The organism is Rhodoferax sp., from assembly GCF_028714215.1.
Lineage (GTDB): Bacteria > Pseudomonadota > Gammaproteobacteria > Burkholderiales > Burkholderiaceae_C > Rhodoferax.
The window spans coordinates 20,764-46,483 of the sequence record NZ_JAQTMS010000033.1 but is presented as its reverse complement, the minus strand read 5'-3'; the positions used below and the strand labels follow the sequence as shown (position 1 = coordinate 46,483).

Here is a 25,720-nt window from a genome sequence, read left to right as displayed (position 1 = left end):
ACCGAAAGCTGAAGATGACTTTGCTACTTTTGTCGCTGCTGGCCTTGCTGGCTGTGTTCTGGGCGATCGAGATGATCTATCTGCGCGGTGCCGACCTGAGCGCCTTCGACCAAGCCGTGGGCGAACGCCGCTCGATCGGCAAAGCCGCCAGCGCAGAGTTCAAAGCGGTGGTTGCGTCGCTGGGCGAGATTGCCGCAGTCATCCAGGGCACGCCGCGCCGCCAGCATGTAGCACTGCTGCGCAACTACATGGACAACGTGTTCCCAGTCACCGAGACAACGACCCAATTCATCCCTGTCGACGCCGCCGGGGTAGCGGCCGAATGGGTGCTGGCGCCCGGCGTCGACAGTCGCCGGCGCCTGCTCTACATCCATGGCGGCGCCTACACCATGGGCAGCCCGAAAAGCCACCGGCGCCTGACCTCCAAATTTTCCGAAATCGCCAACGCCGCGGTGCTGGCCATTGACTACCGTCTGATGCCGGAACACCCGCGCCTGGCCGGCATCGAGGATTGCCGCAACGCCTACCGCTGGCTGCTGGACCACGGACCCGGCGGTGCGGCGCCCGCCACGGCTGTTTTTGTCGCTGGCGATTCGGCCGGCGGCAATCTGACGCTGTCGCTGATTGCCTGGATTCGCGATCAGGGCTGGCGCGCGCCCAACGCCGCCGTGGCGCTGTCACCGGCGACCGATGGCTCGCTGGGCAGTCCCAGCCTGAAAAACAATCTGGCTACCGATCCGATGCTGGGCCCATTGTTCAAGGCACTGGCGAAGATTCCCCGCAGCCTGCTGCTGTGGGGCAGTTGGCTGCAAAATCGCCTGCGCCCCTGTGATCCGGTGGTCTCCCCGGTATTTGGCGACCTGGCCAACCTGCCGCCGCTGCTGGTGCAGGCCAGCGAGGCGGAAATGCTGTTCGACGACAGCCGGCGCTACGTCAACAAGGCCCTCGCCGCCGGCTCGCCGGTGACTTTTCAAACCTGGAACCACATGGTCCATGTCTGGCAGATTTACCACCCGGAATTGCCGGAAGGCCGGGAAGCGCTGGAGGAGATTGGCAAGTTTCTCCAAGCCAGGTCATAGGCGCTGGCAAGATCTTGTCCATAAATCACCAACATGAATGATTTGGATCAATAGATAAAGATTGGTCGCACCAGGGTTTACCCTTATCTGCAGTATATTCACACCCCAGAAAGGTGTTGAATATGGAAATCCTGCTACAGATAACGATCATTCTGGTGTGCCTGTTCTACGGCGCACGCAAAGGCGGTGTTGCGCTGGGCCTGCTGGGCGGCATCGGCATTGTCATCCTGACCTTCTTCTTCAAGCTGGCACCCGGCAAGCCGCCGGTGGATGTGATGCTGACCATCATCGCGGTGGTCGCCGCCTCCGCCACCTTGCAGGCCTCGGGCGGTCTGGAAGTCTTGCTGCTGGGGGCCGAAAAAGTGTTGCGGCGCAACCCGAAATACGTCTCCATACTGGCGCCCTTCGTCACCTGCACGTTGACGATGCTGTGCGGCACCGGGCACGTCGTCTACACCATGCTGCCCATCATTTACGACATCTCGATCAAGAACAACATCCGGCCCGAGCGCCCCATGGCGGCGTCCTCCATTGCCAGCCAGATGGGCATCCTGGCCAGCCCGGTGTCGGTGGCGGTGGTGTCGCTGGTCGCCTTCCTGGCCAAAGCGCCGGTCGGCGGTCAGGTGATTGACTTCATCATGCTGCTGTCGATCACCATTCCGTCCACGCTGGCCGGTGTGCTGATGATCGGCATCTTCAGCTGGTTCCGCGGCAAAGACCTGGACCAGGACGCGGAGTTTCAGCGGCGCATTGCCGACCCTGAGCAGCGCCGCATCGTTTACGGCGACAGCGCGACCCTGATGGGCAAACAGCTTTCAAAAGACCAATGGACCGCCATGTGGATATTCATTGGCGCCATCGTCGTGGTGGCGTTCCTGGGGGCGTTCCAGAACCTGCGGCCACTGATCAACGGCAAACCCCTGAACATGGTGCTGACGATCCAGATGTTCATGCTGCTGGCCGGCGCGCTGATCATCGTCTTCACCAAGACCGATCCATCGACCATCGGCAAGACCGAGGTGTTTCGCGCCGGCATGGTGGCGGTGGTGGCGGTGTTCGGTATTGCCTGGATGGCCGACACGGTGTTCGAGGCGAATCTGCCGGCACTCAAGGCGGCCCTGACGGATCTGGTCAAGACGCAGCCCTGGACCTATGCCATTGCCCTGTTGCTGGTCTCGAAGCTGGTGAACTCGCAGGCTGCGGCCATCAGCGCCATGGTGCCGGTCGGACTGGCCATCGGCGTCCCAGCGGGCTACATCGTGGCGTTTGCGGCGGCCTCTTACGGTTACTACATCCTGCCAACCTATCCCAGCGATCTGGCGGCGATCCAGTTCGACCGCTCCGGCACCACCCGCATCGGCAAGTACGTGATCAACCACAGCTTCATATTGCCGGGCCTGATCGGCGTTTCCACCTCGTGCCTGATCGGCTATCTGCTGGCCTCGGCACGCGCCTTGATCTAGTACTCGGCCCGCCCTCTGCGCACAAAACGACCGGCCCGCGCCCCGGTTGCGCGGGCGGTTTCGGTGTAGCTCAAGACTCCGTTGACCCAAACCCGCTCGATGCCGGCACTGAACTGGATGGGGTTCTCGAAGGTCGCCAAATCCTTCACCCGGTCCGGGTCAAACACCAGCACATCGGCCATATAGCCGGGCTTGAGCAAGCCGCGCCGCTCCAGCTTGAAACGTCGCGCCGACAAACCGGTCATCTTGTGCACCGCCTGCTCCAACGGCAGCAGACCTTTTTCACGCCAGTAGCAGGCCAGCACCCGCGGGAAAGTCCCCCACAGCCGGGGATGCGGCCGCTCGTCGTGCGGCAGGCCATCCGAACCTATCATCGACAGGGGATGCGCCAGCACGCGCTCCACATCGTCTTCCCGCATTTGAAAATAACAGGCACCGCCGGGTATCAAACGCCGGCAGGCCTCTTGCTGCGTCAAGCCCCACAGCTTGGCGATATCTGCCAGATAGCGCCCCGCCAACTCGGGATGCGGCTGGCTGCCGGTGATCAGAATATCGATCACACCATCCACCAGGTCTTCGCGCAACACCGTGGAGCCGGCCGTGTAGGGGTAGACGTCCATGCCGATGTCCTGCTCGCGTGACAGTTGCTCGATCAAGGGCAAGGTTTCGCGCGTGCGCCCCCAGTTGGCCGGGCCGGCGCATTTGTGGTGCGACAGGACCAGCGGCAAGCCGGCCTGGCGTGCCGTCAGAGCCGCCTCCTGCAGGGCCGGCAGAATGCCCGCCAACTCGTCCCGGATATGCGTCGCATAAACGCCGCCGGACCGCGCGGCGGCACACGCCAGCGCGCTCAACTCGGTCTGGTCCGCCGCATACGCCTCCTGATAGAAAACGCCGGACGACAAGCCCAGTGCACCGGCCGCCATGGCACTCTCCAGGTCCTTCACCATCGCCGCCAATTCGTCGTCCCGGGCCGGCTGGTCCAGGCGTTTCATGTGGCGTAGGCGCAGCGTGCTGTGGCCCACCAGTGCCGCCACATTGACGCCTGGCGTGGCCGCATCGACGGCCCGCGCATAGTCCCTCATGGCGGGAAAGCGGAACTGCCGGCGCCCCAGCAAGGCCAGGGACGCCACCGGCTCGGTCGTCACCAGAGGCACCAGGGAGATGCCGCAATTGCCCACCACCACGGTGGTCACGCCCTGCGAAAGTTTGGGCGTCATGGCCGGGGCATCCAGCACCGCGGCATCGTCATGCGTATGCACGTCGATGAAACCCGGCGCAATGACTTTTCCGGTGCAATCGATTTCTTCCAGATCCCGGCCAATGCCGGTCATCACCTCCGGCGCGATCTGGCCCGGCGCGGCCAGCGCCACGATCCGGTCGCCGGCCAGCAGCACATCGCCGCGCCAGGCCGGGCAGTTGTTGCCGTCCACGATCAAACCATTTTTCAGTAATGTTGCACGCGTCATTTCAGGTTTTGTCTTTCCGCTGGTCGCTGACGTGATCCGCCCCGCTGTCGGTAAAACCGGCGTATTCGGCGCTGTCGAAGCCATGTTTTTGCAGCAATTGCTTGAACTGCGCCAAGCCATGGGTCACCTGGGGGCCCAGTTGCTGCGCCAGACGAACCATCAAAATTTCGATCACCAGCAAATGCGCCAGATAAGCCTCGGTTCCGACACGCATCACCGCATCCGGCGGCACCGAAACCGCCAGCAGCAGATCGGCGATCTGGGCCAGTGGCGTGTCGGGCTGCGTCAAGGCCACCACTGTGGCGCCCTGCGAGCGCGCGAACCTAGCCGCCTCCAGCGTGTAAGGCATGCTGCCCACGTGCGAGATGACGAAAGCCACGCCGTCGGGTCCCAGTGTGCTGGCGGAAACCAGTTGCTGGTGCGCATCGAATATGGCGTTGGCGCTGCGGCCCATGCGGAACAGACGGCTTTGCAACTCGTTGGCCATGAAGGTGGAGGCGGCACCGACCGAATAGCAATCGATGCGCCGCGCCTGCGCCAGGCGGGTGGCGACCCGGTCAATCATGTCGGCGTCGATGCGCCGCCCCAGATCCGTGAGCGAGACCACCGCCGCGTGGATGATCTTGCTGGCCACCTGTTGCGCCGAGTCGTCGGGCGACACGCTGCGGTGCAAGTGCGAGCCCGACACCACCAGATCCTGCGCCAGGGCCAGCATGAAATCGCGCACCGAGCCGTAGCCAAAGCCGCGGCAGGTGCGTACCACCGTGGGCATGGAAACCTGCGCCGCTTGCGCCAACTGCTCCACCGTGGCACCGGCGGCGGCGCGTGGATCTTCCAGTATGCCTTGCGCCACCTTGCGCTGTGCCTGCGGCAGCTCGGACAGCCGCTCACGCAGTTGCTGCAACAAACCCTGTTTGGGAGAACTCATGGAACTCAAGGCCAGCATCCTTAAAACCGGGTGCTGACCGCGCCCGTGACGGCGTAGTCGTCTTCCACCAGGGGCAGCCAGCGCCACTTGTCAAACGTGGTGCAGGGATGGGAGATTCCCAGTCCGACGCGGTCGCCCACCGCCGGCACCAGACCGGCCGGGTCGAAGCGAAGGTAGGCATGCTGGTCGTTCAGGGCGCCGATCTTCCAGTCCGCCGGCACCGCCCTGGCTTGACGCTCGCCGCGCGCCGCGTAATGCTGGGGGATGGGTAGCTCGATGTCGTAAGAGATATCGCGGCGGCCGCAGGTCAACAAGGCCAGGCCCGGTTCCGGCACCGACTGCACCATGGCCCACACTTCCAGTGCCGCTCGCAGCGAGCCGGTCAGCCCTTCACGCTTTTCCAGTTGCAGCAAAAAGCGCGCATAGTTGCCGTGGTCGTGCGTGATGTAGCAGCCCGAGCGCAGCACCCCTTGCACAGGGCGCGACAAACCCTGCAGGCGCAGCAGCGGCAGCACCAGATCGAACACCGCCGAGCCGCCGGCACTGACCAGCACTTCTTCTCCGGCAAACAGTTTTTGTTGGTCACAGACTCGCACCACTTCGATCACGCGCCGCAGCAGGGCCGTGACTTCGCGCGCGTCGTGCTCGCTGTCACAGCGTGTGACGACACCTTCGTAGCATTCAATCCCGCCGAAGCGGACCACCGGAGACGCCGCCAGGGCCTGCGCCAGGCGCAGCGCTTGCTCCAGCGTGCGGCAACCGGTGCGTTGACCGGCTATACCCATCTCCAGCAGGACATCGAAGGGAAGGGTCGCGGAACGCCGGCTGGCCCAGTCTTCTAGCAGCGCCAGTTGCGCCAGAGAATCGACCAGGAACCAGACCCGCAAATCGGTCTGACGCGCCAGCAACATGCTCAAGCCATCCAGGTCGGCATCGCACACCACCTGGTTGGCGATGATGATGCGGCGCGCACCGGCCTCGACCCCGACCGCCACCTGGTACACGGTGGCAAAGGTCAGACCCCAGGCGCCGGCCGCCAGTTGCCGCCGGAACAGTTCCGGCGACATGCTGGTCTTGCCATGCGGTGCCAGCGCCACGCCCTTGCGCTGGGCGTAGGCCTGCATCCAGGCCAGGTTGTGCTCCAGGGCGCTGCGGCGGATCACCGCCAGCGGAAACGGCAGGTCATTGGCCAGCAGGTTCCAGCCCTTGGCCGGCAACTCGCTGGCCAGGCAGGGCGCGGCAGTGAGGGGGAAACTCTTGTAGCTGTGGTCCAGGGTGAAATCGGTGTTCATTTTGAATAGTGAATATCGGTACGCCAGCAGGCGTTCCAGTGGTCGGGCTGCACTTCACGCAAAACCGCCTCGGTACTTGCACATTCGGCTATTGCGTGGGGGCAACGGGTGCGAAAGACACAGCCCGAGGGCGGGTTGGCGGGGCTGGGCAGGTCCCCCTGCAGCAGCGCTATGGTACGGCGTTGCGTCGGGTCGGGTATGGGCGCCGCCGCCAGCAAGGCCTGGGTATAGGGGTGCCGCGGCTGCGCATACAGCGCGTCGGTGGGAGCAATCTCCATGACCCGCCCCAGGTACAGCACCACCACTCGGTCGCACAGGTATTCCACCACGTCCAGGTCGTGCGAAATGAAGAGGATGGTCAGGCCCAACTGATCCTTCAATTCTCCCAGCAGGTTCACCACCTGGGCCTGGATCGAGACGTCCAGCGCCGACAAGGGCTCGTCGGCCACGATGAAACGGGGTTCCACCGCCAGCGCGCGGGCAATGCCGATGCGCTGTCTTTGGCCACCGGAGAATTCGTGCGGAAAACGCTCCGCATGCTCGGGCCGTAAACCGACCTGTTCCAACAGGGCATGAATACGCGGCAGCCGCGCCGCTCCCTTGGCCAGACCATGCGTATCGAGCGCTTCGGCCAGCACTTGCCGGATGCGCATGCGCGGATTGAGGCTGGCGTAAGGGTCCTGAAAAATGATCTGGATTCTGGAGCGCAAGGGCCGGTACTGCGCTTGCGACAAGGTCGCCAGGTCAAGCGCAGCGCCGCTGCCCTGGTCGTCATAAAACATCTGACCGGCGGTCGGGTCCACCAGCCGGGTCAACAGGCGGCCTATGGTGCTCTTGCCGGATCCCGACTCGCCGACCAGCCCCAGCGTTTCACCGCGACGAATCGAAAAGCTGACATCGTCGACCGCCCGCACCGGATGCTTGCCGCCGCCGAAGTATTTGCTCAAGGCCCGAATATCGACCAGATTGTCGTTCGGCTTCATGCCGGCACCTCGACCTTGCCTTGCACATTGATGCATCGCACCAGGCGTTGTTCCCCCTGGGCTTGCAGCCCTGGCATCTGCCGATCGCAGTCGGCCCCGTACTGCGGGCAACGGGGCGCGAAAGCACAGCCGGGGGGCGCGGCGAAGGGGCCGGACACCTGGCCGGCAATGGCGTCCAGACGGCGCCGCTGTCCCGGCGCGCTGCCGGTAGCCTTGGCCCGCTGCCGCGCAATGCCCGGCAGGCAGGCCAGCAAGCCACGCGTGTAGGGGTGCTGGGGCTGGCCAAAAAGTGCGTGCACCGGAGCCGCCTCCACGATGCGGCCAGCGTACATCACCGCTACCGTGTCGGCATACTGCGCCACCACACCCAGGTTGTGGGTGATGAACAGCAGGCTCATGCCGGTTTCCTTTTGCAAGCGTCCCATCAAGGCCAGGATCTGCGCCTGGATGGTGACGTCCAGCGCCGTGGTCGGCTCGTCGGCGATCAGCAGTGTCGGATTGCAGGACATTGCCAGCGCAATCATGACGCGCTGGCGCATGCCACCGGAGAGTTGGTGCGGGTACTCCTTGACACGCCGCGCCGCCGCCGGAATTTCCACCAGTTCCAGCATGCGCAAGGCCTGCGCCTGGGCCGCCCGGCGATCCAGCTTCAGGTGCCAACGGACCGCCTCGGCAATCTGCTCGCCGACGGTGAGTACCGGGTTCAGACTGGTCATGGGTTCCTGAAAAATCATCGCCATCTCGTTCCCGCGCAAGGCCCGCAGACCGGCCTCCGGCAACGCCAGCAGATTCACGCGCACGCCGTCGCGGCGCACAAACCAGGCCTCGCCCTCCATGCGCGCCTGCGAGGTTTTGGCGTGCAAGCCCATCAAGGACAGGCTGGTCACCGACTTGCCGGAGCCCGACTCGCCAACCAGCGCCAGCGTTTCGCCGGGGGCAATGCTGAAAGATACGTCGGCGACGCTCTGGATACGTCCCGCATCGGTGGCAAACGAGGTGGAAAGACCACGCACCTCAAGCCGTGGAGCGACAAGCGCGGGGGTCACTTTTATACCGCCTTTTTCAGTTTGGGATCGAGCAGATCGCGCACGCCGTCACCCAGCATTTGCAGCGACACGGCGGTCAGCACAATCGCCAGGCCAGGAAACAAAATGGTCCAGAAAGCCTTGTCGGAATACTCCAGACTGCCGGCAATCATGGTGCCCCAGGTTGGAATATCCGGCGGCACGCCGACGCCAAGAAAAGACAAGCCAGCCTCGGCCAGAATCGCATAGGCGAAGATGAAGGTCACTTGCACCAGAATCGGCGACATCAGATTCGGCAAAATGTGCGACCACAAAATGCGCGCCGTCCGCACCCCCAGGGCGCGTGCCGCGTCGACGAACAACAGCTCGCGCAGCACCAGGGTGGCGGCGCGCACCACCCGCGCCACACGCGGTGTGTAGACGATGACCAGCGCCAGCATCACGTTCCACAGCGACACTCCCAGGATGGACACCAGCGCAATGCCCAGCAGGATGTCGGGGAAGGACATCATGGCATCGACCAGGCGCATCAAGGGCGCATCCAGCGGCCGGAAAAATCCTGCCAGCACCCCCATCAAGGTCCCCAACACAACGGCGCCAGCGGCGGTGACGAAACCAATCAGCAGCGAGTAACGCGCGCCGTGCACGATGCGCAGCAGCACGTCGCGCCCCAACTCGTCGGTCCCGGCCCAATGCACCCAGGATGGCGCAAACAGGCGCTCAGTGACAGCAATGGCATTCGGGTCGGCCGCCGACAGCCAGGGATAGAAGGTGGCGACGCAGACCACCAGGGCCAGCAGCAGGGCCGCCGCCAAGACGATTTTTCGGGCGAACAGGCGGCCCAGCAGCAGAGCCAGGGGGGCGCTGCGCCGCGCCATGAATGCGGCCAGGAACTTCATGACGACTCCAGCCGAATACGCGGGTCGACCAGGGTGTAAAGCAGGTCGATCACCAGGTTGATGAAAACGTAAATGCCGGCAATCACCAGCAGGGTGCCCTGAATCACCGGATAGTCGCGGCGCAGCACGGCACGCACTACCAGATTGCCGACGCCCGGCAAATTGAACACCGTCTCAGTCACCACGGTGCCGCCAATCATCAGCGCGGTGGTCAGGCCCAGCACCGTAATGATGGGCACCAGCGCGTTGCGCAGTACATGATTGACCATCACCACCCATTCCGGCAGTCCCTTGGCACGCGCCGTCCGGACAAAATCCTCACCCAGTATGTCAAGCATGGAGGCGCGGGTGAAGCGGATGATCAGGGCCGAATTCAAAAGGCCCAGCACCGCCGCCGGTAAGGCCAGGTGGTACAGGCGCTGGCCCAGGCCCATGCCGGGGTCACCGTAACCGGAGGCCGGAAACCAGCCCAGGTGCACGGCAAAAAACTGGATCAGGATCAAGCCCATCCAGAAGCTGGGAATACTGGCGCCCAGCATGGCCAGACCGCTTAAACCTTGGTCGGCGGCGCTGCCGCGCCAGATGGCCGCCGCCATGCCGCAGGGTATTCCGATGAGGGCCGCGATGGCCACCGCAAACAAGGCCAGAAACAGGGTCGGCTCGGCACGCTCCAGCAAAGCCTGCGCCACCGGGCGTTGCAGAAAAATGGACTGCCCCAGATTGCCCTGCGCCAGTTCGCCCAGCCACAGCGCGAACTGCGCCGGCAACGGCTGGTCCAGTCCATACTGCGTGCGGGCCTTGGCAATATCGGCCGCCGTGGCTTGATCGCCCAGCAGCAAGGCCATCGGGTCGCCCGACGCCAGGCGCGTCAGCAGGAAAACCAGCACCGCCACGATGACCAGCACCACGGCGGCGCCGGCCAGGCGCTTGAGCAAAAAGCGCATCGGCTTGCGTCCTTACTTCGCCAGACCGGTATTCCAGAAGAACGGCCAGATCGAAGGCGTGTAGCCTTCCAGCTTGGCCGAACGTGCCGACAAGGCATTGAATTTGCCAACCTCGATAAAAGGCACCTCGTCATAAACGGTTTGCTGGACCTTGCCCCATAGCGCTCCGCGTTTGGCGATATTGGCCTCCTGGTTGAAAGCGGCCAAGGTGGCTTTCTTGGCCGGCGTCTCCCACCAGCCGGGCGCGCCGTCACCCAGTTGCGGCGGCGACAGCATCGGTTCCGGGAACAAACCGGAATGGGTGAAGTACACATCCCACAGCTTGGCATCGTTGCGGCGCTGCACCAGCGTGGCCCAGTCGACCACTTGCAGGTCGGTCTTGAAACCGGCCTTCTTCAACTGCTCGGCCATGACCAGCGCCATGTTGTAGTGGAATTCGTACTGGCGGCTGGCCATGATGCGCACCGGCTGCCCGCTGTAGCCCGCCTTGGCTGCCAGTTCCTTGCCCAGCGCCGGATTGCGTTCGTTGTAAAGATTGCTGCCGGCCGGCGAGTAGTAAGGCGTTCCCTTGGGGAAGAAGTTGGGCTCCACCACAAAGAAGCGGTTGTCGCCAAAAGCTGCCGCCAGCATTTCGCCCTCGCCCACGGCCGCCTGCACGGCACGGCGCAAGGGCTGGGAGGTCAACAGACCTTCCTTGGTGTTGAACACGATGTAGGGGAAACCAAAATTTTTGGTCACGATGGGCACCACGGAGGCGCCGGCTTTGTCGATCCGGCCGGCAGCGTCCACCGGCAGCAAGTCGGCGTACTGGAATTGCCCGGACAAGACGCCCTCGACCCGGGTATTGGCATTGGGCACCGGCACAAAGCGCAGTTCGTCCAGCACGGCCTCGCGCCGACCGGCGTAGCCACTGGCCGGCTCCTTGCGCGCGCTGTAGCCGTCATGGCGTACCAGCACGGTGTATTGGTCGGGCTTGCGTTCCTTGAACTTGTAGGGGCCGGTACCGATGAAGTCCTTCAACTGCGGCGCAATGCTCTCCTTGGCCATGATGGCTGCCATGCCGCTGGGCAGGGCCAGTTGCGCCAGCAGGGGGGCATACGGGGCTTTGAGCTTGAGTTCCACGCTGAGTGGACCCTTGGCCTTCAGGGAGGCAACTTCCTTGCCTACGGCCTTGCCGCGCGGCGACAGTTCCATCCAGCGCGTCAGCGAAGCGACCACGTCATCGGCATTCATTTCGCGACCGTTGTGAAACTTGACGCCTTTGCGCAGGGGGATGGTGTAGCTCAGACCGTCTTTCGAGACTTGCGGCAGGCTCTCGGCCAGCATGGGCGCCATGTTCCAGTTGGCGTCAAAGGTGTAGAGCGGCTCGTAAACATGCTGCATGATGGTGCCCACCAGATCGGCGGTGCTGGTCATCGGATCCAGGCCTTGCGGCTCGCCCACCATGGCCAGATTGGCCGCGCCGCCCTTGGCTGGCGCGGCCGAGGCGGTGCCGAAAGGGACGCTCAGCGCGGCGGTCAAGGCCAGCAGGCCCAGCCAGCGCCGTCGACTTGCCAAGGGCAGCGTCTTGAGGGCCGACGCATGGGGTTTTTGGAAACCGGAGAAATAGGATTGCATGTTGACTCCTGAAGTAATAACATTACAGATGCTCATGTTAAATTAGACTTTTTAAAAAGTCAAACGTGGTTTACCCGTGTTTTATGTAAATTTTTTACAGAAAGAAATCAAATGTCCAAAGTGGAAATGTTGGGTCAAGCCCCTTTAGCTTCCGACCGTCTGGCGCGCCCGCTGTCCCCCGCCACGCGTGCCGGCGACTTTGTTTTTGTCTCCGGTCAGGTTCCCACCGACGAGTCCGGGCAAGTGATCGTGGGCGGCATCGAGGCGCAAACCCGCCAGGTTTTCCTGCGCCTGGAACAGGCTTTGGCCTTGGCCGGCTGTACCCTGGCCGACGTCGCCAAAGTGAGCGTCTGGCTGAACGATGCGCGCGACTTCGGCAGCTTCAACCGGGTCTACATGGAGTGTTTTGGCGCGCACCGTCCGGCCCGCTCGACCGTGGAGGCGCGCCTGATGATCGATGCCAAGGTGGAGATGGACGTGACGGCTTACAAACCGCGCTGAAGCGAGAAGCGCCGCACTGCGCCCATGAGCGCGCTTGAGCGCTTTGCTTTACCCCACCCACTTGCGCGCGTTGAACCACAACTGCATCCAGGGACTGAAAGCCGACGGGTCGCCATCGGTCCAGCTCATCTGGATGTTGCGGAACACGCGCTCCGGGTGCGGCATCATGGCGGTGAAACGGCCGTCCGCCGTGGTCACACCGGTCAAGCCACCCGGACTGCCATTGGGGTTGAACGGGTAGGCCTCGGTCGCGGCACCGAAGTTGTCGACAAAGCGCATGGCGGCGATGGCCTGGTCGGCATTGCCACGGTGCTTGAAGTTAGCATAGCCTTCGCCATGCGCCACCGCAATCGGCAAGCGGGTTCCGGCCATGCCTTGGAGGAACAGGGACGGGGATTCGAGTACTTCGACCATGGAGAGCCGGGCCTCGAAACGTTCGCTCAGGTTGCCGGTGAAGCGCGGCCAGTCCTGCGCGCCGGGGATGATGTCGGCCAGTTCGGCAAACATCTGGCAACCGTTGCAGACACCCAGGCCAAAGGTGTCGCCGCGGGCAAAGAAGGCCTTGAACTGGTCGGCCAGACTTTGGTTGAAAGTGATGGAACGGGCCCAGCCAATGCCGGCGCCCAGGGTGTCGCCGTAACTGAAGCCGCCGCAAGCCACCACGCCCTTGAAGTCGGCCAGATCGGCTCTGCCGGCTTGCAGATCGGTCATGTGCACATCGAAGGCTTCAAAGCCGGCCTCGGTGAAGGCGTAAGCCATCTCGACATGCGAGTTGACGCCCTGCTCGCGCAGCACCGCGACCTTGGGACGGGACAGCATAAGAGAGGGCACTTGCGCCACGGTCATTGCGGGCTCGACCCGCAATCCATGGATCCCGGGTGCTGAAACCCCGGACCCGATCCGGGGCCGGGATGACAACGGTAAGGATGTCGACTCGTTGGGCACTAAATGGATATGCAAACCGGGATCGGCCGGGGCACCGGCAGCGGCGTGCTCGGCATCAGCGCAGGCCGGGTTGTCGCGCTGCTGGCAGATTTTCCAGCTGGTGGCGTCCCAGGTCTGGTGCAGGTCCGAGAGCCTGGCATGGAACACAAGCTTGGCATCGCGCCAGACCTGAATCCCGGCGCCACCGTTGCTCGAATCGGCAACACAGGTTTTGCCGATCAGATGGCTGCATTCACTCAGGCCATGCTGACGCAGGGTTTGCATGATCGCGTCGCACTGCGCCGTGCGCACCTGCAACACAACGCCCAGCTCCTCACTGAACAAGGCTTTGAGGGTAAGTTCATCGGCCTGGCTGCCAGTGCTGCTGTTGCCCTCGGCGGCCGGCCCATTGAGATTCAGCGAAACGCCGACATGGCCGGCGAAAGCCATCTCGCAAACCGTGGCGAACAAGCCACCGTCGCTGCGGTCGTGGTAGGCCAAAATTTGTCCCTCGGCCCGCAAAGCGTTGACGGCGTTGACCAGGTTCACCAGGTCCTGCGGCCGGTCCAGATCCGGCACCTGATCGCCCAACTGGCCCAGTGTTTGCGCCAGCATGCTGCCGCCCATGCGGTTCTGGCCGCGGCCCAGGTCGATCAGCAGCAAGTTGCTGTCGTCGGTGGCGTTGAGTTGCGGCGTCAGCGTGCCGCGCACATCAGCCAGGGTGGCGAAGGCCGTCACGATCAGGGAAACCGGTGAAGTCACCTTTTTCGCGCCCTCTTGATCCTGCCACTGGGTGCGCATGGAGAGCGAATCCTTGCCCACCGGAATGGAAATCCCGAGCGCCGGGCACAGTTCCAGGCCCACCGCTTTGACGGTGGCATAGAGCGCGGCGTCTTCGCCCGGCTCGCCGCAAGCGGCCATCCAGTTGGCCGACAGCTTGACCCTTGAGAGTTCGATCGGCGCCGCCAGCAAATTGGTGATGGCCTCCGCCACCGCCATGCGTCCGGAAGCCGGCGCGTTGAGCGTGGCCAGTGGCGTGCGTTCGCCCATGCTCATGGCTTCGCCGGCAAAACCCTTGAAGTCGGCCAGGGTGACGGCGCAATCGGCCACCGGCACCTGCCAGGGTCCCACCATCTGGTCGCGGTGGCTCAAACCACCCACGGTGCGGTCGCCAATGGTGATGAGAAAGCGCTTGGAGGCCACGGTCGGGCTCTCCAGCACATCGATACATGCTTTTTGCAGATCGACGCCGCCCAGGTCAAGCGGCGCAAACGTGCGCTGGACCGCGATCACATCGCGCTGCATCTTGGGCGGCTTGCCCAGCAGCACATCCATGGGCATCTGGACTGGGACCCCCACGCTTGTCACTTCGTGTACTGCGCTGCCCCCCGAGGGGGCTGTGCTTGCTTGGGGCGGCCCGGCGCGGCGCACGCCGGTGTGCTCATCGAACACCACTAGCTCTCGCTCTTCGGTCGCCACGCCGACCACGGCGAAAGGGCAGCGCTCGCGTTCGCACAAGGCCTTGAACCGGTCCAGCGATTCGGGCGCAATCGCCAGCACGTAGCGTTCCTGGCTCTCGTTGCACCAGATTTCTTTCGGCGCCATGCCCGACTCTTCCAGGGGCACGGCGCGCAGGTCGAAGCGGGCGCCGCGTTTCGCGTCGTTGGTCAGTTCGGGGAAGGCGTTGGAGAGACCACCGGCACCGACATCGTGGATTGCCAGAATGGGATTGCCGGCGCCTTGAATCCAGCACTGGTTGATGACTTCTTGCGCCCGCCGCTCGATCTCGGGGTTGCCGCGCTGCACCGAGTCAAAGTCGAGTTCGGCGGCGTTGGCACCAGTGGCCATGGAACTGGCAGCGCCGCCGCCCATGCCGATGCGCATGCCGGGACCGCCCAACTGGATCAGCAGCGTGCCGGCCGGAAATTCGATCTTGTGGGTTTGCGTGGCGTCGATCACGCCCAGCCCACCGGCGATCATGATCGGCTTGTGGTAGCCGCGCTGCTCTTGCACTGGCGCCAACTGCCCCCTTGCATCGGCCACCGAGTAGCGCAGGCCTTGTTCGTATTCGCGGAAGTAACCGAGCAGATTGGGACGGCCGAATTCGTTGTTGAAGGCGGCGCCGCCCAGGGGACCCTCCAGCATGATCTGCAAGGGGCTGGCGATGTGCGCCGGCTTGCCGTAGCCGGAATCAATTGGCATCTGACCCCAATTGATTTTGGAGACGGTAAAGCCGGTCAAGCCGGCCTTCGGCTTGGAGCCGCGTCCGGTGGCGCCTTCGTCGCGGATCTCACCGCCGGCGCCGGTGGCGGCACCGGGGAATGGCGAAATGGCGGTCGGGTGGTTGTGCGTTTCCACCTTCATCAGGATGTGGTTGATGGCGCTCTGTTTTTCATAGTTGGCGGCACTTGCGCCAGCAACACCCGCTGTTGATTTGGCGACAAAACGTTCAACCTGGGCACCTTCCATCACCGAGGCATTGTCCGAATAGGCCACCAGCATGTGTTGCGGGTGGGTCTGATGCGTGTGGCGAATCATGCCGAACATGCTCATGTTCTGCGGCTGGCCGTCGATGCTGAACTGGGCGTTGAAGATCTTGTGCCGGCAGTGCTCGCTGTTGGCCTGCGCAAACATCATCAATTCCACATCGGTGGGGTTGCGTTGCAGTTGCGTGAAGGCCTGCTCCAGGTAATCGATCTCGTCGGCCGCCAGGGCCAGGCCGAACTGGCTGTTGGCGGCTTGCAGCGCCGCTTTGCCGCCTTTCAGAACGTCCACATGGGCCATCGCCACGGCCGGCAATTCGCTGAACAAGCCAAGCGCAACAGCGCGCTCAAACATCACGCTTTCGGTCATGCGGTCGTGCAGCAGCGCACCGATCTGCGCCAGTTGCGCCGCTGTCAGGGAGGGCTGACCCGGCAGAGCGCTGGCCAGCGAAATACGGTATTCCAGCAAGCGCTCCACGCGGCGCACCGCCAGACCGCAGTTATGGGCAATATCGGTGGCCTTGGAAGCCCAGGGCGACACGGTGCCGAAGCGCGGTGTCACCACGATCACCGGACCATCGGTGGGGCCGGCATAGGGCTCGCCATAAGTCAGCAAGGCTGCCAACTGGTCCTTCAGCGCCTCGGTCGGCGCCCGCTCGGTGCTCACCAGGTGCACAAAGCGCGCGGCCATGCCGCAGATCCTGCCGTCGATGGCTTGCAGGCGCGGCAACAGTTGCTGGATACGGAAACTGCTGAGAGCGCTACCGCCCTCGAATTGGCTGATGTGCGGGGTCACTTTAGGGGGCCTGAATGGGGTGGCTGACGGGGTTGAAAATCGACTCAAGGCGCAGGCGCTGACTGGGTCCGACCGGGAGGGTTCCGATTTTAACTGCCCGTAACCCGCAGTGTCGCGCGGGTCATCTCAAAAAGCCGCGCCCAATGGGATAATTGAGACCATGACTATCACTTACAAAGATGCCCAGGGCATTGCCGGCATGCGCCTGGCCGGCCGGCTGGCGGCGGAATTGCTGGACTACCTGACTCCCTTCGTCAAACCCGGCATCACCACCAATGAACTGGACCAACTGGCCGACCAGTACACGACCCAGGTGCAGGGCGCCATCTCGGCGCCGCTGAACTATGCGCCGTCCGGCCACAACCCCTACCCCAAGGCCATCTGCACCTCGATCAACCATCAGGTCTGCCACGGCATCCCGAATGACAAGCCGCTGAAAAAAGGCGATATCGTCAACATCGACGTCACCGTCATCAAGGATGGCTGGCATGGCGACTCCAGCCGCATGTTCATGGTCGGCGAGGTCTCGGTGGCGGCCAGGCGCTTGTGCTCGCTGACTTACCAGGCGATGTGGCATGGCATCATGAAGGTCAGGGCCGGCGCTTATCTGGGCGATATCGGTCACGCCATTCAGTCTTTTGCCGAAGGCCATGGCCTGAGTGTGGTGCGGGAGTTTTGTGGCCACGGCATTGGTCGCAACTTCCATGAGGAACCCCAGGTCCTGCATTACGGCCGGCCCGGTACGCTGGACCAGCTCAAAGCCGGCATGACGATCACGGTCGAGCCCATGCTCAACGTGGGCCGCAAGGAGATCAAGGAATTGGGCGACGGCTGGACCATCGTCACCAAGGACCGCTCGCTGTCGGCGCAATGGGAGCACACGGTGCTGGTCACCGAAACCGGTTATGAGGTCTTGACCTTGTCCAGCAACAGCCCGCCGATACCGTCTTTCGTTCCCGTCGCGGCAGCGGCTGACGAGGCTGCGTTGCCCCAGGCCTGACATGACCGATCTGCCAGCGCTGCGCAATCATTTCCGGGCGCAAAAGTCCGCCTTGCTACAGTCGCTGGGGTCCAGTGGCACCTCTTCCACCCGGGGTGTGCGGGCCACCCTGGGCGCGCTCTCCAAGCTGGCCGATGCAACACTGAAAACCCTGTGGCGGGAGGCTGGTTTTAGCGACTCTTTTGCCTTGGCGGCGGTGGGCGGTTTTGGTCGTGCCGAGTTGTTTCCCTACTCCGATGTGGATGTACTGGTTCTGTTGCCAAGTGACCAATCGCCCGAGCATGACGCGCAACTCAAGGCCCGCATTGAGCGCTTCATCGGCAATTGCTGGGACGTCGGGCTGGAGATTGGCTCCAGCGTGCGCAGCGTGACAGAGTGCCTGCATGAGGCGGCCCATGACGTCACCATCCAGACGTCCCTGCTGGAAGCGCGTTTGATCACCGGCAGCACGGACTTGTTTGCGGAATTTCAGAAGTTGTATTTTTCGGCGCTGGACCCGCACGCTTTTTTTGTTGCCAAGACGCTGGAGCTGCACCAACGGCACAGCAAGTTTGAAGACACACCTTACGCGCTGGAACCCAATTGCAAGGAATCCCCCGGTGGGTTGCGCGATCTGCAAATCATTCTGTGGGTCGCCAAGGCCGCGGGCTATGGCGACAATTGGGATGCGCTGGCCAAAAGCGGGTTGGCCACCGCTTTTGAAGTCAAGCAGATCAAACACAACGAAGCACTGCTGCGGCTGGTTCGGGCGCGCCTGCACTTGATCGCGCAACGCCGCGAGGACCGGCTCGTGTTTGACCTGCAGACCGCCGTGGCCCAGACTTTTGGCTATGGCGTCCCGGCGCCCGACATCGAAGCGGCGACCAAGCACACTTCCATCCGACCCAGTGAAGCCCTGATGCGGCGCTACTACTGGGCGGCCAAGGCGGTGACCCAACTGAACCAGATTTTGCTGCTCAACATCGAGGAGCGACTCAATCCGTCGACCCACGAACCGCGACCCATCAACGCGCGTTTCTATGACAAGGCCGGCATGGTGGAAGTCGCCAGCGACGATCTGTACCAACGCCAGCCGCATGCTGTTCTGGAAACTTTTCTGGTCTACCAGACGACGGTGGGCCTGAAAGGATTGTCGGCACGCACCCTGCGCGCCCTGTACAACGCCCGTGGCGTGATGGACGGCAAGTTTCGCAACGACCCGGTGAATCGGGATACTTTCAAGAAAATCTTGAAGCAGCACGACGGCATCACGCATGCCATGCGGCTGATGAACCAGACCTCGGTGCTGGGGCGCTACCTGTGGGTCTTCCGCAAGATCGTCGGCCAGATGCAGCACGACCTGTTTCATGTCTACACCGTCGATCAGCATGTCTTGATGGTGCTGCGCAACGTGCGGCGTTTCTTCATTGTGGAGCATGCCCACGAGTACCCGTTTTGCTCGCAGCTGGCCTCCGGCTGGGACAAGCCCTGGGTGTTGTACGTGGCGGCGCTGTTTCACGACATCGCCAAGGGCCGCGGCGGTGATCATTCGAAACTGGGTGCCGCCGAGGTGCGACGGTTTTGCAAGCAACACGCGATCGAAAAGGAAGACGGCAGCCTGATCGAGTTCATGGTGCTAGAACACTTGACCATGAGCCGCGTAGCGCAAAAATCAGACCTCAGCGACCCCAACATCATCCAGGCGTTTGCCAAGCGCGTCGGCAACGAGCGCAAGCTGACGGCCCTTTATCTGCTCACGGTGGCCGACCTGCGCGGCACCTCGCCCAAAGTTTGGAACGCCTGGAAAGGCAAGTTGCTGGAGGACCTTTACCGCATGACCTTGCGAGCGCTGGGCGGGCGCGCACCCGATCCGGATGCCGAGGTCGAGGCGCGCAAGCGCGAGGCCCTGATACTGCTGGCGCTGCACGCCCTGCCATTCGAGGCCCACAAAGCCTTGTGGGAGACGCTGGATGTGGGCTATTTCATGCGCCACGACGCCGCCGACATCGCCTGGCATACGCGCCAACTCTCGCGCCACGTAGGCTCCGGCAAATCGATCGTGCGGGCGCGCCAGTCACCGCTGGGCGAAGGGCTGCAGGTGGTGGTCTACACACCGGATCAGCCCGACCTGTTTGCCCGCATCTGCGGCTATTTCGACAAAGGCGACTTCAGCATCCTGGATGCGCGCATCCATACCGCCAACAACGGCTACGCGCTGGACACCTTCCAGGTGATCGCATCGAGCTTGCCGGACCACTACCAGGAACTCACCAGCATGGTGGAGAGCGAGTTGAGCCGCGCCATTTCCATGTCGACGCCGCTGCCGCCACCGAGCCGCGGACGGGTCTCGCGGCGCGTCAAGAGTTTTCCGATCGCACCCCGAGTCACCTTGCGGCCGGACGAAAAAGCGCAGCGCTGGCTGCTCAATATTTCGGCCAGCGACCGGGTCGGACTGCTGTACAGCGTGGCGCGCGTGCTGGCGAAACACAAGATCAATCTTCAACTGGCCAAAATTGCCACCTTGGGTGAACGGGTGGACGACACCTTCCTGATAGAAGGCGCGGAGTTGCAGCACAACCGGGCCCAGATTGCCATCGAAACCGAGTTGCTGGAAGCACTGGCCTGAAGGCCGCTGGAAAGGGCCGCTAACATCCTGTTATTGCTGCCACCGACGGTGGCGCAATATCATCCCTGCTTTCCCAAGGAGATAGACCCATGATCGACCTGCACTACTGGCCCACCCCCAACGGCTGGAAAATTTCCATCATGCTGGAGGAGTGCGGCCTGCCCTACCGGCTGCTGCCGGTGAACATTGGCAAGGGCGAGCAGTTTGCGCCGGCGTTTCTGGCGATCAGCCCGAACAACCGCATGCCAGCCATCGTTGACCAGGACCCGGCCGATGGCGGCGCGCCGATCCCGGTGTTCGAGAGCGGCGCCATCCTGATCTACCTGGCCGAGAAAACCGGGCTGTTCCTGCCCAGCGATATGCGTGATCGAAGCCAGGTCTTGCAATGGTTGATGTGGCAAATGGGCGGGCTCGGACCCATGGCTGGGCAAAACGGCCACTTCCTGCTGTATGCCCCGGAAAAAGTGCCTTACGCGATTGAGCGCTACGGCAAGGAAGTCAATCGCTTGTACGGTGTTCTGAACACGCAATTGGGGCGCACCGGCGCGTTCGTGGCCGGCCCCGAATACTCGATTGCCGACATGGCCATCTTTCCGTGGATACGCACCCATGAAGCGCAAAAGGTGTCGCTCGCGGACTTCCCCCACATAGAACGCTGGTACAACACCTTGTTCGCGCGCCCGGCCGTGAAACGCGGGCTGGAACTGGCCAAGGAATTGCGTGCCGGCACGCTCACCGAAGAAGCGCGCAAGGCGCTGTTCGGGCAGACCGCCCAGAGCGTGCGCGACGGTGTGCACAAACTCACCTGAAAGCCACCCGCCGTGATCGAATTCTTCTTTGATTGCTCCAGCCCCTGGACCTATCTCGCATTTCACAACATCCAGCGCCTGGCCGCCGAATTGCAGGAACCGATAGCCTGGCGACCGGTGCTGGTGGGTGGTATTTTCAACAGTGTGAACCCCAGCGTTTACGCCATGCGCGACAACCCGGTGCCGGCCAAGCAGGCCTACATGCTCAAAGACTTGCAGGACTGGGCGCGCGCGGCGGGCCTGAAGATCGTCATGCCGCCCAAGGTATTCCCGGTCAACAGCGTCAAAGCCATGCGTGGCTGTCTCTGGCTGGCGCCGCGGGGCCAACTGCTGCCGTTCGCGAGCGCCGTATTCGAGGCCTACTGGGCGCGCGAGGAAGATATTTCCCAGGACCCCGTGCTGTTGAAGATATGCGAGCAGATAGGCGTCAATGGAGACGAGTTTTTGGCCGGCATTGCACAACCCGCCATCAAGGAGCAGCTCAAGGCCAACACCGAGGAAGTGATCCGGCGTGGCGGCTTTGGTTCTCCCACCATCTACTTGGGCAACGACATGTATTTTGGCAACGACCGCCTGCCCCTGGTCAAGGCTGCCATTCTGCAAAGACGTGCCGCTTGATCGAATTTGATTTTCATGCCTGAAGGAATTTACCGTGTCTGAACTTGTCTCCTACCGACTCGATGAGGGCGTCGCCACCCTGACCCTCTGTAATGGCAAGGCCAATGCCATTTCCCACGATGTCCTCGCCAGCTTGAACCGCGCGCTGGACCAGGCGGCACTGGACCAGGCCATCGTCATCCTCACCGGACAAGCGGGCATGCTTTCGGGCGGCTATGACCTCAAGATCATGACCGCCTCGCCACAGGATGCGATCGCCCTGGTGACTGCCGGCAGCACGCTGGCGCGGCGCATGCTGTCGCACCCCTATCCGGTCATTGTTGCCTGCTCCGGACATGCGGTGGCCAAGGGCGCCTTTCTTCTGTTGTCGGCGGATTACCGGGTCGGCGTCGACGGCCCCTTCACGATAGGTCTGAATGAAATCCGGATCGGCATGACCATGCACCATGTCGGCATCGAACTGGCGCGTGATCGCCTGGGCAAAGCCGCCTTTCAACGCGCCGTGATCAACGCCGAGATGTTCAACCCGCAAAGCGCCAAAGAGGCCGGTTTTCTGGATCAGGTGGTTGCCCCGGAAGACTTGTCGGGGGCCGCCAATGCGATGGCGCAACAATTGAAGAAAATCAATTTGCAGGCGCATCGTCAAACCAAGCTGAAGGTCCGCAAACAACTTCTGGATACGCTCGATCGGGCGATCGAGCTGGACAAGACGACCGGGCTGTCTTGAAAGCAAAATGACAAAGGGGTTGGCAGATGCCCATCTGCCAACCCCTGTCTATTTCCTGGTCGGTGTGAAAGGATTCGAACCTTCGACCCCTTGCACCCCATGCAAGTGCGCTACCAGGCTGCGCCACACACCGATCTAGCCGGCAATTATAGTCGGTAGAACCTCAAATTTCAGTACGCCGGCGAGAGTAGATCACGAATTTCAAACAGCTCGCGCCGCACCAGCTGGAAACGGTCCGAAACACTGTTCGGTGACGCGTCGGATTGGAGCTCTTCAAAGTCGCCAAATTCTTCGCAGTCGCCTATTTCGATGACTTCCACGCCTTCCAGCAACACCTCGCCATTGCGTTTCTTTTCACGTTCGGCCTGCACAATCTCCTGCATCTTGTTGCGCGCACCGCTGATGGTGAAGCCTTGGTCGTAGAGCAAATCGCGGATGCGGCGGATCATCAGCACCTCGTGGTGCTGGTAGTAGCGGCGATTACCGCGCCGCTTCATGGGCCGCAACTGCGTGAACTCCTGCTCCCAATAGCGTAGCACGTGAGGTTTGACGCCACACAGATCACCAACCTCACCGATGGTGAAATAGCGCTTTGCAGGAATCGGAGGAAGAGCTTTCTCCATTTAAATCAATGCCCTGGGAGAGAAAGCTTTGAGATTACTCTAAGTCACCGCGGCGTGTAAAGCGGCGATTGCGTGCTGTGCCTCAAATAAATCAAATCCGGATCAACGCATGGGCGTGTTGCGGCCCTGTTGCTGAATTTGTTCCTTGAGTTTGTGGCTGGCATGAAAGGTCACGACCCGGCGTGCCTGGATCGGAATGGTCTCGCCGGTTCGCGGATTGCGTCCCGGTCGCGGCGCCTTGGTGCGAATCTGAAAATTGCCAAAGCCGGAAATTTTCACGTCCTCACCCTCCACCAGACTGTCGGATATCAAATCGAAAAACGCATCGATCATGTCCTTCGATTCGCGCTTGTTCAGACCGATTTGCTCAAACAGCAGTTCCGCCAACTGCGCCTTGGTCAGCGCCGGGGTTTCCAGACTTTCCACCGAGATGTCCATTCAATCCTCGTTTCTCATGGGGTCAGATGGTAACGGTTCAGGCGCGTGGGCGGGCACCCAGCGTGCCCAGCAGGGACGCCAGCACGGCTTGCATCGCCGCATCGATCTGCTCTTCAGTGAGCGTCGCCTCCTCGCTATTGAGTGTCAGGCGCACCGCCATGCTCTTCTCCGGATTCGGCAGCACCGAAGCAGTCGACTCCTTGGCCGGCTTGGGGCGATAGATGTCGAACAGGTTTGCATCGCGCAACAAACCGTTGGAGGGGGCGGCCCAGACGGCGGCCAACAGTGCGTCATGGGTGACCGCCTCAGGCACCATCACGGCCAGGTCGCGCTCCACCGGCTGGTATTTCGCCACGGTCTTGAACAGGGGCACCTGACGCTCTAGCACGGCGTCAAGCTCCAGCTCAAACATGACCGGTGCCTGCGCCAAATCGTAGGCCTGGCGCCACTTGGGGTGCAACTCGCCGACAAAACCTACCGCCACATCGTCAATCAGCACACGGGCACAACGCCCCGGGTGCATGGCCGGATGTTTGGCCGGCACAAAGACCGGCTTGCGTGGCGCCAGCAAGGCCTCCACATCGCCTTTGGCATCAAAAAAATCAACCACGCGCTCCTTGCCCCCCCACTGCGGCACATCCGCGCTGCCGCAGGCCATGCCGGCCACGCGCATCGGCTGATGAAAACCGGCAACGCTGGTGTCGGTATTTTGGACGCTGGCATCCCGCAGGAACACGCGGCCCAATTCGAAGACACGCACCCGCTGGGTTTTGCGATCAAGGTTGAACTTCAGGACCTGCAGCAGAGAGCCCAGCAGAGACGAGCGCATCACACTCATCTGGCTGGCGATCGGGTTGAGTAATTTGATTGGATCGGGGTTGCCCGCGAGTTCCTGCTCCCAACGCGCTTCGACAAAACTGAAGTTGATGGTTTCCTGGTAGCCCAGGCCGGCAATCGCGCGCCGAACGGCGAACGGGCTGCGCTGCGCCTCGGTCCGAATTTTGGCGGTGATGGGCGCCACCGGCGGTGTCTGCGGCAAATTGTTGTAACCCACCATGCGGGCTACTTCTTCGATCAGGTCTTCCTCGATTTGCAGGTCGAAGCGGTAGGACGGTGGCAGCACGCTGACGATGCCAGCGCCTTGCGTGACCGGCAAGCCCAGTCGCGTCAGCGCGTCGGCGCATTGTGCCTGCGTCAGCGGCATGCCAATCACCTTGCTGGCACGGGCCACGCGCAGATCGACGGCGGTGGCAACAGGCAGGTTCACCGGCAAATCGTCGATCGGTCCGCAGGCCGTGCTGGCCGTGCCGCATATGTCGATGATCAACTGCGTGATGCGCTCGATGTGCTCGACGGTCTGGCTAGGGTCCACGCCACGCTCAAACCGGTGACCGGCATCGGTGGAAAAATTGAAGCGGCGCGACCGTCCGGCAATCGCTTTGGGCCACCAGAAAGCGGCTTCCACGTAGACATGGCGGGTATCGTTTGACACGGCGGTGGCATCGCCGCCCATGATGCCGGCGAGCGACTCCACCTGCTGCTCGTCCGCAATGACGCCGACCTTCTCGTCCACGGTGACCGTATTGCCGTTGAGCAGCTTGAGTTGTTCACCGGCTTTGCCCCAGCGCACGTCCAGGCCGCCATGGATCTTGTCCAGATCAAAAATGTGCGAGGGGCGGCCCAGCTCGAACATCACGTAGTTGGAAATGTCCACCAGCGCCGTGACGCTGCGCTGACCACAACGCGCCAGCCGGTCCACCATCCACTGCGGCGTGCTGGCCTTGGTGTTGACGTTGCGAATGATGCGACCGGAAAAACGTCCGCACAAATCAGGCGCGCTGACCTTCACCGGCAACTTGTCGGCAGCGCCAACGTGAACCGCCGGGAATACGGGTTCCATCAAGGGCGCACCGGTCAGCGCGGCCACTTCACGCGCCACACCATAGACGCTCAGACAATGCGCCAGATTGGGCGTCAGTTTGAGCGTGAACAAGGTGTCATCCAGTTTCAAATGCTGGCGAATGTCCTGGCCCACAGGCGCATCGCCGACCAGTTCCAGCAAGCCGGCGTGGTCGTTCGACAGTTTCAACTCGCGGGCCGAACACAACATGCCCTGGCTCTCGACGCCGCGCAGTTTGCCGACCTTGATCAGGAACGGCTTGCCGTCATCGCCGGGCGGCAACTCGGCGCCCACCAGGGCACACGGCACCTTGATGCCGGCCCGGGCGTTGGGCGCGCCGCACACAATGTTGAGCAACTCCGGCTGCCCCACATCCACCTTGCAGACGCGCAGACGATCGGCATTGGGGTGCTGCACGGCTTCCTTGATTTCAGCCACGACGATGTTGCTGAACGGCGGAGCAACGGGCTTCAGTTCTTCAACCTCGAGGCCGGCCATGGTGAGCATCTCGGCGAGTTGCTCGGTCGACAGGGGCGGATTGCAAAATTCGCGCAACCAGGATTCGGGGAATTGCATAGTCTTTAATCAGTTGGGCACAGA

The 25,720-nt window shown here is 62.6% G+C and carries 20 protein-coding genes and 1 tRNA gene; 8 read left to right on the top strand and 13 right to left on the bottom strand.

The features are described 5' to 3' along the window. Positions 1–14: 14 nt before the first annotated feature. Both PHS32_RS15255 and PHS32_RS15250 read left to right on the top strand, forming a co-directional pair. On the top strand, positions 15–1,079 hold the full coding sequence (locus PHS32_RS15255; RefSeq protein ID WP_301079885.1) for an alpha/beta hydrolase: 1,065 nt from the start codon (positions 15–17) through the stop codon (positions 1,077–1,079). A gap of 122 nt (positions 1,080–1,201) precedes the next feature. Next, on the top strand, positions 1,202–2,542 hold the full coding sequence (locus PHS32_RS15250; protein WP_301079884.1) for an anaerobic C4-dicarboxylate transporter: 1,341 nt from the start codon (positions 1,202–1,204) through the stop codon (positions 2,540–2,542). On the opposite strand, the gene PHS32_RS15245 is transcribed toward PHS32_RS15250, so the two are convergent. From PHS32_RS15245 to PHS32_RS15210, 8 genes are read right to left on the bottom strand one after another with little or no spacing between them, the layout of a single operon-like run. After that, positions 2,539–4,008 carry a D-aminoacylase gene (locus tag PHS32_RS15245; protein ID WP_301079883.1) on the bottom strand — a complete coding sequence of 490 codons (1,470 nt, stop codon included), beginning with the start codon at positions 4,006–4,008 and terminating at the stop codon, positions 2,539–2,541. The genes PHS32_RS15250 and PHS32_RS15245 overlap by 4 nt on opposite strands. A gap of 1 nt (position 4,009) precedes the next feature. Beyond that, on the bottom strand, positions 4,010–4,936 hold the full coding sequence (locus PHS32_RS15240; protein ID WP_301079882.1) for a MurR/RpiR family transcriptional regulator: 927 nt from the start codon (positions 4,934–4,936) through the stop codon (positions 4,010–4,012). A gap of 20 nt (positions 4,937–4,956) precedes the next feature. After that, on the bottom strand, positions 4,957–6,228 hold the full coding sequence (locus PHS32_RS15235) for an amino acid deaminase (RefSeq protein WP_301079881.1): 1,272 nt from the start codon (positions 6,226–6,228) through the stop codon (positions 4,957–4,959). Beyond that, on the bottom strand, positions 6,225–7,211 hold the full coding sequence (locus PHS32_RS15230) for an oligopeptide/dipeptide ABC transporter ATP-binding protein (protein ID WP_301079880.1): 987 nt from the start codon (positions 7,209–7,211) through the stop codon (positions 6,225–6,227). Before PHS32_RS15230 ends, PHS32_RS15235 begins: the two co-directional genes overlap by 4 nt. Beyond that, entirely contained in the window at positions 7,208–8,257 is a 1,050-nt protein-coding gene (locus tag PHS32_RS15225; protein WP_301079879.1) for an ABC transporter ATP-binding protein, read from the bottom strand. The genes PHS32_RS15230 and PHS32_RS15225 overlap by 4 nt, the downstream gene beginning before the upstream one ends. 2 nt (positions 8,258–8,259) lie before the next feature. Then, positions 8,260–9,135 carry an ABC transporter permease gene (locus PHS32_RS15220; RefSeq protein ID WP_301079878.1) on the bottom strand — a complete coding sequence of 292 codons (876 nt, stop codon included), beginning with the start codon at positions 9,133–9,135 and terminating at the stop codon, positions 8,260–8,262. Next, positions 9,132–10,079: an ABC transporter permease gene (locus PHS32_RS15215; protein WP_301079877.1), complete on the bottom strand. Its 948-nt coding sequence runs from the start codon at positions 10,077–10,079 to the stop codon at positions 9,132–9,134. Before PHS32_RS15215 ends, PHS32_RS15220 begins: the two co-directional genes overlap by 4 nt. 12 nt (positions 10,080–10,091) lie before the next feature. Beyond that, on the bottom strand, positions 10,092–11,696 hold the full coding sequence (locus PHS32_RS15210) for an ABC transporter substrate-binding protein (RefSeq protein WP_301079876.1): 1,605 nt from the start codon (positions 11,694–11,696) through the stop codon (positions 10,092–10,094). A gap of 111 nt (positions 11,697–11,807) precedes the next feature. Between PHS32_RS15210 and PHS32_RS15205 the strand changes: the two genes are divergently transcribed. After that, positions 11,808–12,197: a RidA family protein gene (locus PHS32_RS15205; protein ID WP_301079875.1), complete on the top strand. Its 390-nt coding sequence runs from the start codon at positions 11,808–11,810 to the stop codon at positions 12,195–12,197. 48 nt (positions 12,198–12,245) lie between these two features. On the opposite strand, the gene purL is transcribed toward PHS32_RS15205, so the two are convergent. Beyond that, a complete protein-coding gene (purL, locus tag PHS32_RS15200; RefSeq protein WP_301079874.1) occupies positions 12,246–16,400 on the bottom strand; it encodes a phosphoribosylformylglycinamidine synthase in 4,155 nt (1,384 codons plus the stop codon). Between the two features lie 160 nt (positions 16,401–16,560). Here purL and map point away from each other — a divergent pair, with 160 nt between their 5' ends. The 5 genes from map to PHS32_RS15175 all read left to right on the top strand — a co-directional run bounded on the left by map (position 16,561) and on the right by PHS32_RS15175 (position 22,159). Continuing rightward, positions 16,561–17,400: a type I methionyl aminopeptidase gene (gene map, locus PHS32_RS15195; protein WP_301079873.1), complete on the top strand. Its 840-nt coding sequence runs from the start codon at positions 16,561–16,563 to the stop codon at positions 17,398–17,400. 1 nt (position 17,401) lies between these two features. Next, positions 17,402–20,005: a [protein-PII] uridylyltransferase gene (locus PHS32_RS15190; RefSeq protein ID WP_301079872.1), complete on the top strand. Its 2,604-nt coding sequence runs from the start codon at positions 17,402–17,404 to the stop codon at positions 20,003–20,005. A gap of 89 nt (positions 20,006–20,094) precedes the next feature. Continuing rightward, on the top strand, positions 20,095–20,814 hold the full coding sequence (locus tag PHS32_RS15185; RefSeq protein WP_301079871.1) for a glutathione binding-like protein: 720 nt from the start codon (positions 20,095–20,097) through the stop codon (positions 20,812–20,814). Positions 20,815–20,826: 12 nt separating this feature from the next. After that, positions 20,827–21,432, top strand: a complete 606-nt coding sequence (locus tag PHS32_RS15180) for a 2-hydroxychromene-2-carboxylate isomerase (protein ID WP_301079870.1) — start codon at positions 20,827–20,829, stop codon at positions 21,430–21,432. 34 nt (positions 21,433–21,466) lie between these two features. Beyond that, positions 21,467–22,159 carry a crotonase/enoyl-CoA hydratase family protein gene (locus PHS32_RS15175; RefSeq protein ID WP_301079869.1) on the top strand — a complete coding sequence of 231 codons (693 nt, stop codon included), beginning with the start codon at positions 21,467–21,469 and terminating at the stop codon, positions 22,157–22,159. A 56-nt stretch (positions 22,160–22,215) separates the two neighbouring features. On the opposite strand, the gene PHS32_RS15170 is transcribed toward PHS32_RS15175, so the two are convergent. The 4 genes from PHS32_RS15170 to pheT form a co-directional block, all read right to left on the bottom strand. Further along, a tRNA-Pro gene (locus PHS32_RS15170) sits at positions 22,216–22,292 on the bottom strand. Between the two features lie 37 nt (positions 22,293–22,329). Next, positions 22,330–22,782: a MerR family transcriptional regulator gene (locus PHS32_RS15165; RefSeq protein ID WP_301079868.1), complete on the bottom strand. Its 453-nt coding sequence runs from the start codon at positions 22,780–22,782 to the stop codon at positions 22,330–22,332. 102 nt (positions 22,783–22,884) lie between these two features. Then, positions 22,885–23,220, bottom strand: a complete 336-nt coding sequence (locus PHS32_RS15160; protein WP_301079867.1) for an integration host factor subunit alpha — start codon at positions 23,218–23,220, stop codon at positions 22,885–22,887. A 37-nt stretch (positions 23,221–23,257) separates the two neighbouring features. Further along, positions 23,258–25,696: a phenylalanine--tRNA ligase subunit beta gene (gene pheT / locus PHS32_RS15155; protein WP_301079866.1), complete on the bottom strand. Its 2,439-nt coding sequence runs from the start codon at positions 25,694–25,696 to the stop codon at positions 23,258–23,260. Between the last annotated feature and the right edge of the window lie 24 nt (positions 25,697–25,720).

Excerpts from the sequence above, each read along its gene's own strand:
- PHS32_RS15255 (WP_301079885.1), top strand. The coding sequence starts at position 15 with ATGACTTTGCTACTTTTGTCGCTGCTGGCCTTGCTGGCTGTGTTCTGG.
- PHS32_RS15250 (WP_301079884.1), top strand. The coding sequence starts at position 1,202 with ATGGAAATCCTGCTACAGATAACGATCATTCTGGTGTGCCTGTTCTAC.
- PHS32_RS15245 (WP_301079883.1), bottom strand. The coding sequence starts at position 4,008 with ATGACGCGTGCAACATTACTGAAAAATGGTTTGATCGTGGACGGCAAC.
- PHS32_RS15240 (WP_301079882.1), bottom strand. The coding sequence starts at position 4,936 with ATGAGTTCTCCCAAACAGGGTTTGTTGCAGCAACTGCGTGAGCGGCTG.
- PHS32_RS15235 (WP_301079881.1), bottom strand. The coding sequence starts at position 6,228 with ATGAACACCGATTTCACCCTGGACCACAGCTACAAGAGTTTCCCCCTC.
- PHS32_RS15230 (WP_301079880.1), bottom strand. The coding sequence starts at position 7,211 with ATGAAGCCGAACGACAATCTGGTCGATATTCGGGCCTTGAGCAAATAC.
- PHS32_RS15220 (WP_301079878.1), bottom strand. The coding sequence starts at position 9,135 with ATGAAGTTCCTGGCCGCATTCATGGCGCGGCGCAGCGCCCCCCTGGCT.
- PHS32_RS15215 (WP_301079877.1), bottom strand. The coding sequence starts at position 10,079 with ATGCGCTTTTTGCTCAAGCGCCTGGCCGGCGCCGCCGTGGTGCTGGTC.
- PHS32_RS15210 (WP_301079876.1), bottom strand. The coding sequence starts at position 11,696 with ATGCAATCCTATTTCTCCGGTTTCCAAAAACCCCATGCGTCGGCCCTC.
- PHS32_RS15205 (WP_301079875.1), top strand. The coding sequence starts at position 11,808 with ATGTCCAAAGTGGAAATGTTGGGTCAAGCCCCTTTAGCTTCCGACCGT.
- map (WP_301079873.1), top strand. The coding sequence starts at position 16,561 with ATGACTATCACTTACAAAGATGCCCAGGGCATTGCCGGCATGCGCCTG.
- PHS32_RS15190 (WP_301079872.1), top strand. The coding sequence starts at position 17,402 with ATGACCGATCTGCCAGCGCTGCGCAATCATTTCCGGGCGCAAAAGTCC.
- PHS32_RS15185 (WP_301079871.1), top strand. The coding sequence starts at position 20,095 with ATGATCGACCTGCACTACTGGCCCACCCCCAACGGCTGGAAAATTTCC.
- PHS32_RS15165 (WP_301079868.1), bottom strand. The coding sequence starts at position 22,782 with ATGGAGAAAGCTCTTCCTCCGATTCCTGCAAAGCGCTATTTCACCATC.
- PHS32_RS15160 (WP_301079867.1), bottom strand. The coding sequence starts at position 23,220 with ATGGACATCTCGGTGGAAAGTCTGGAAACCCCGGCGCTGACCAAGGCG.
- pheT (WP_301079866.1), bottom strand. The coding sequence starts at position 25,696 with ATGCAATTCCCCGAATCCTGGTTGCGCGAATTTTGCAATCCGCCCCTG.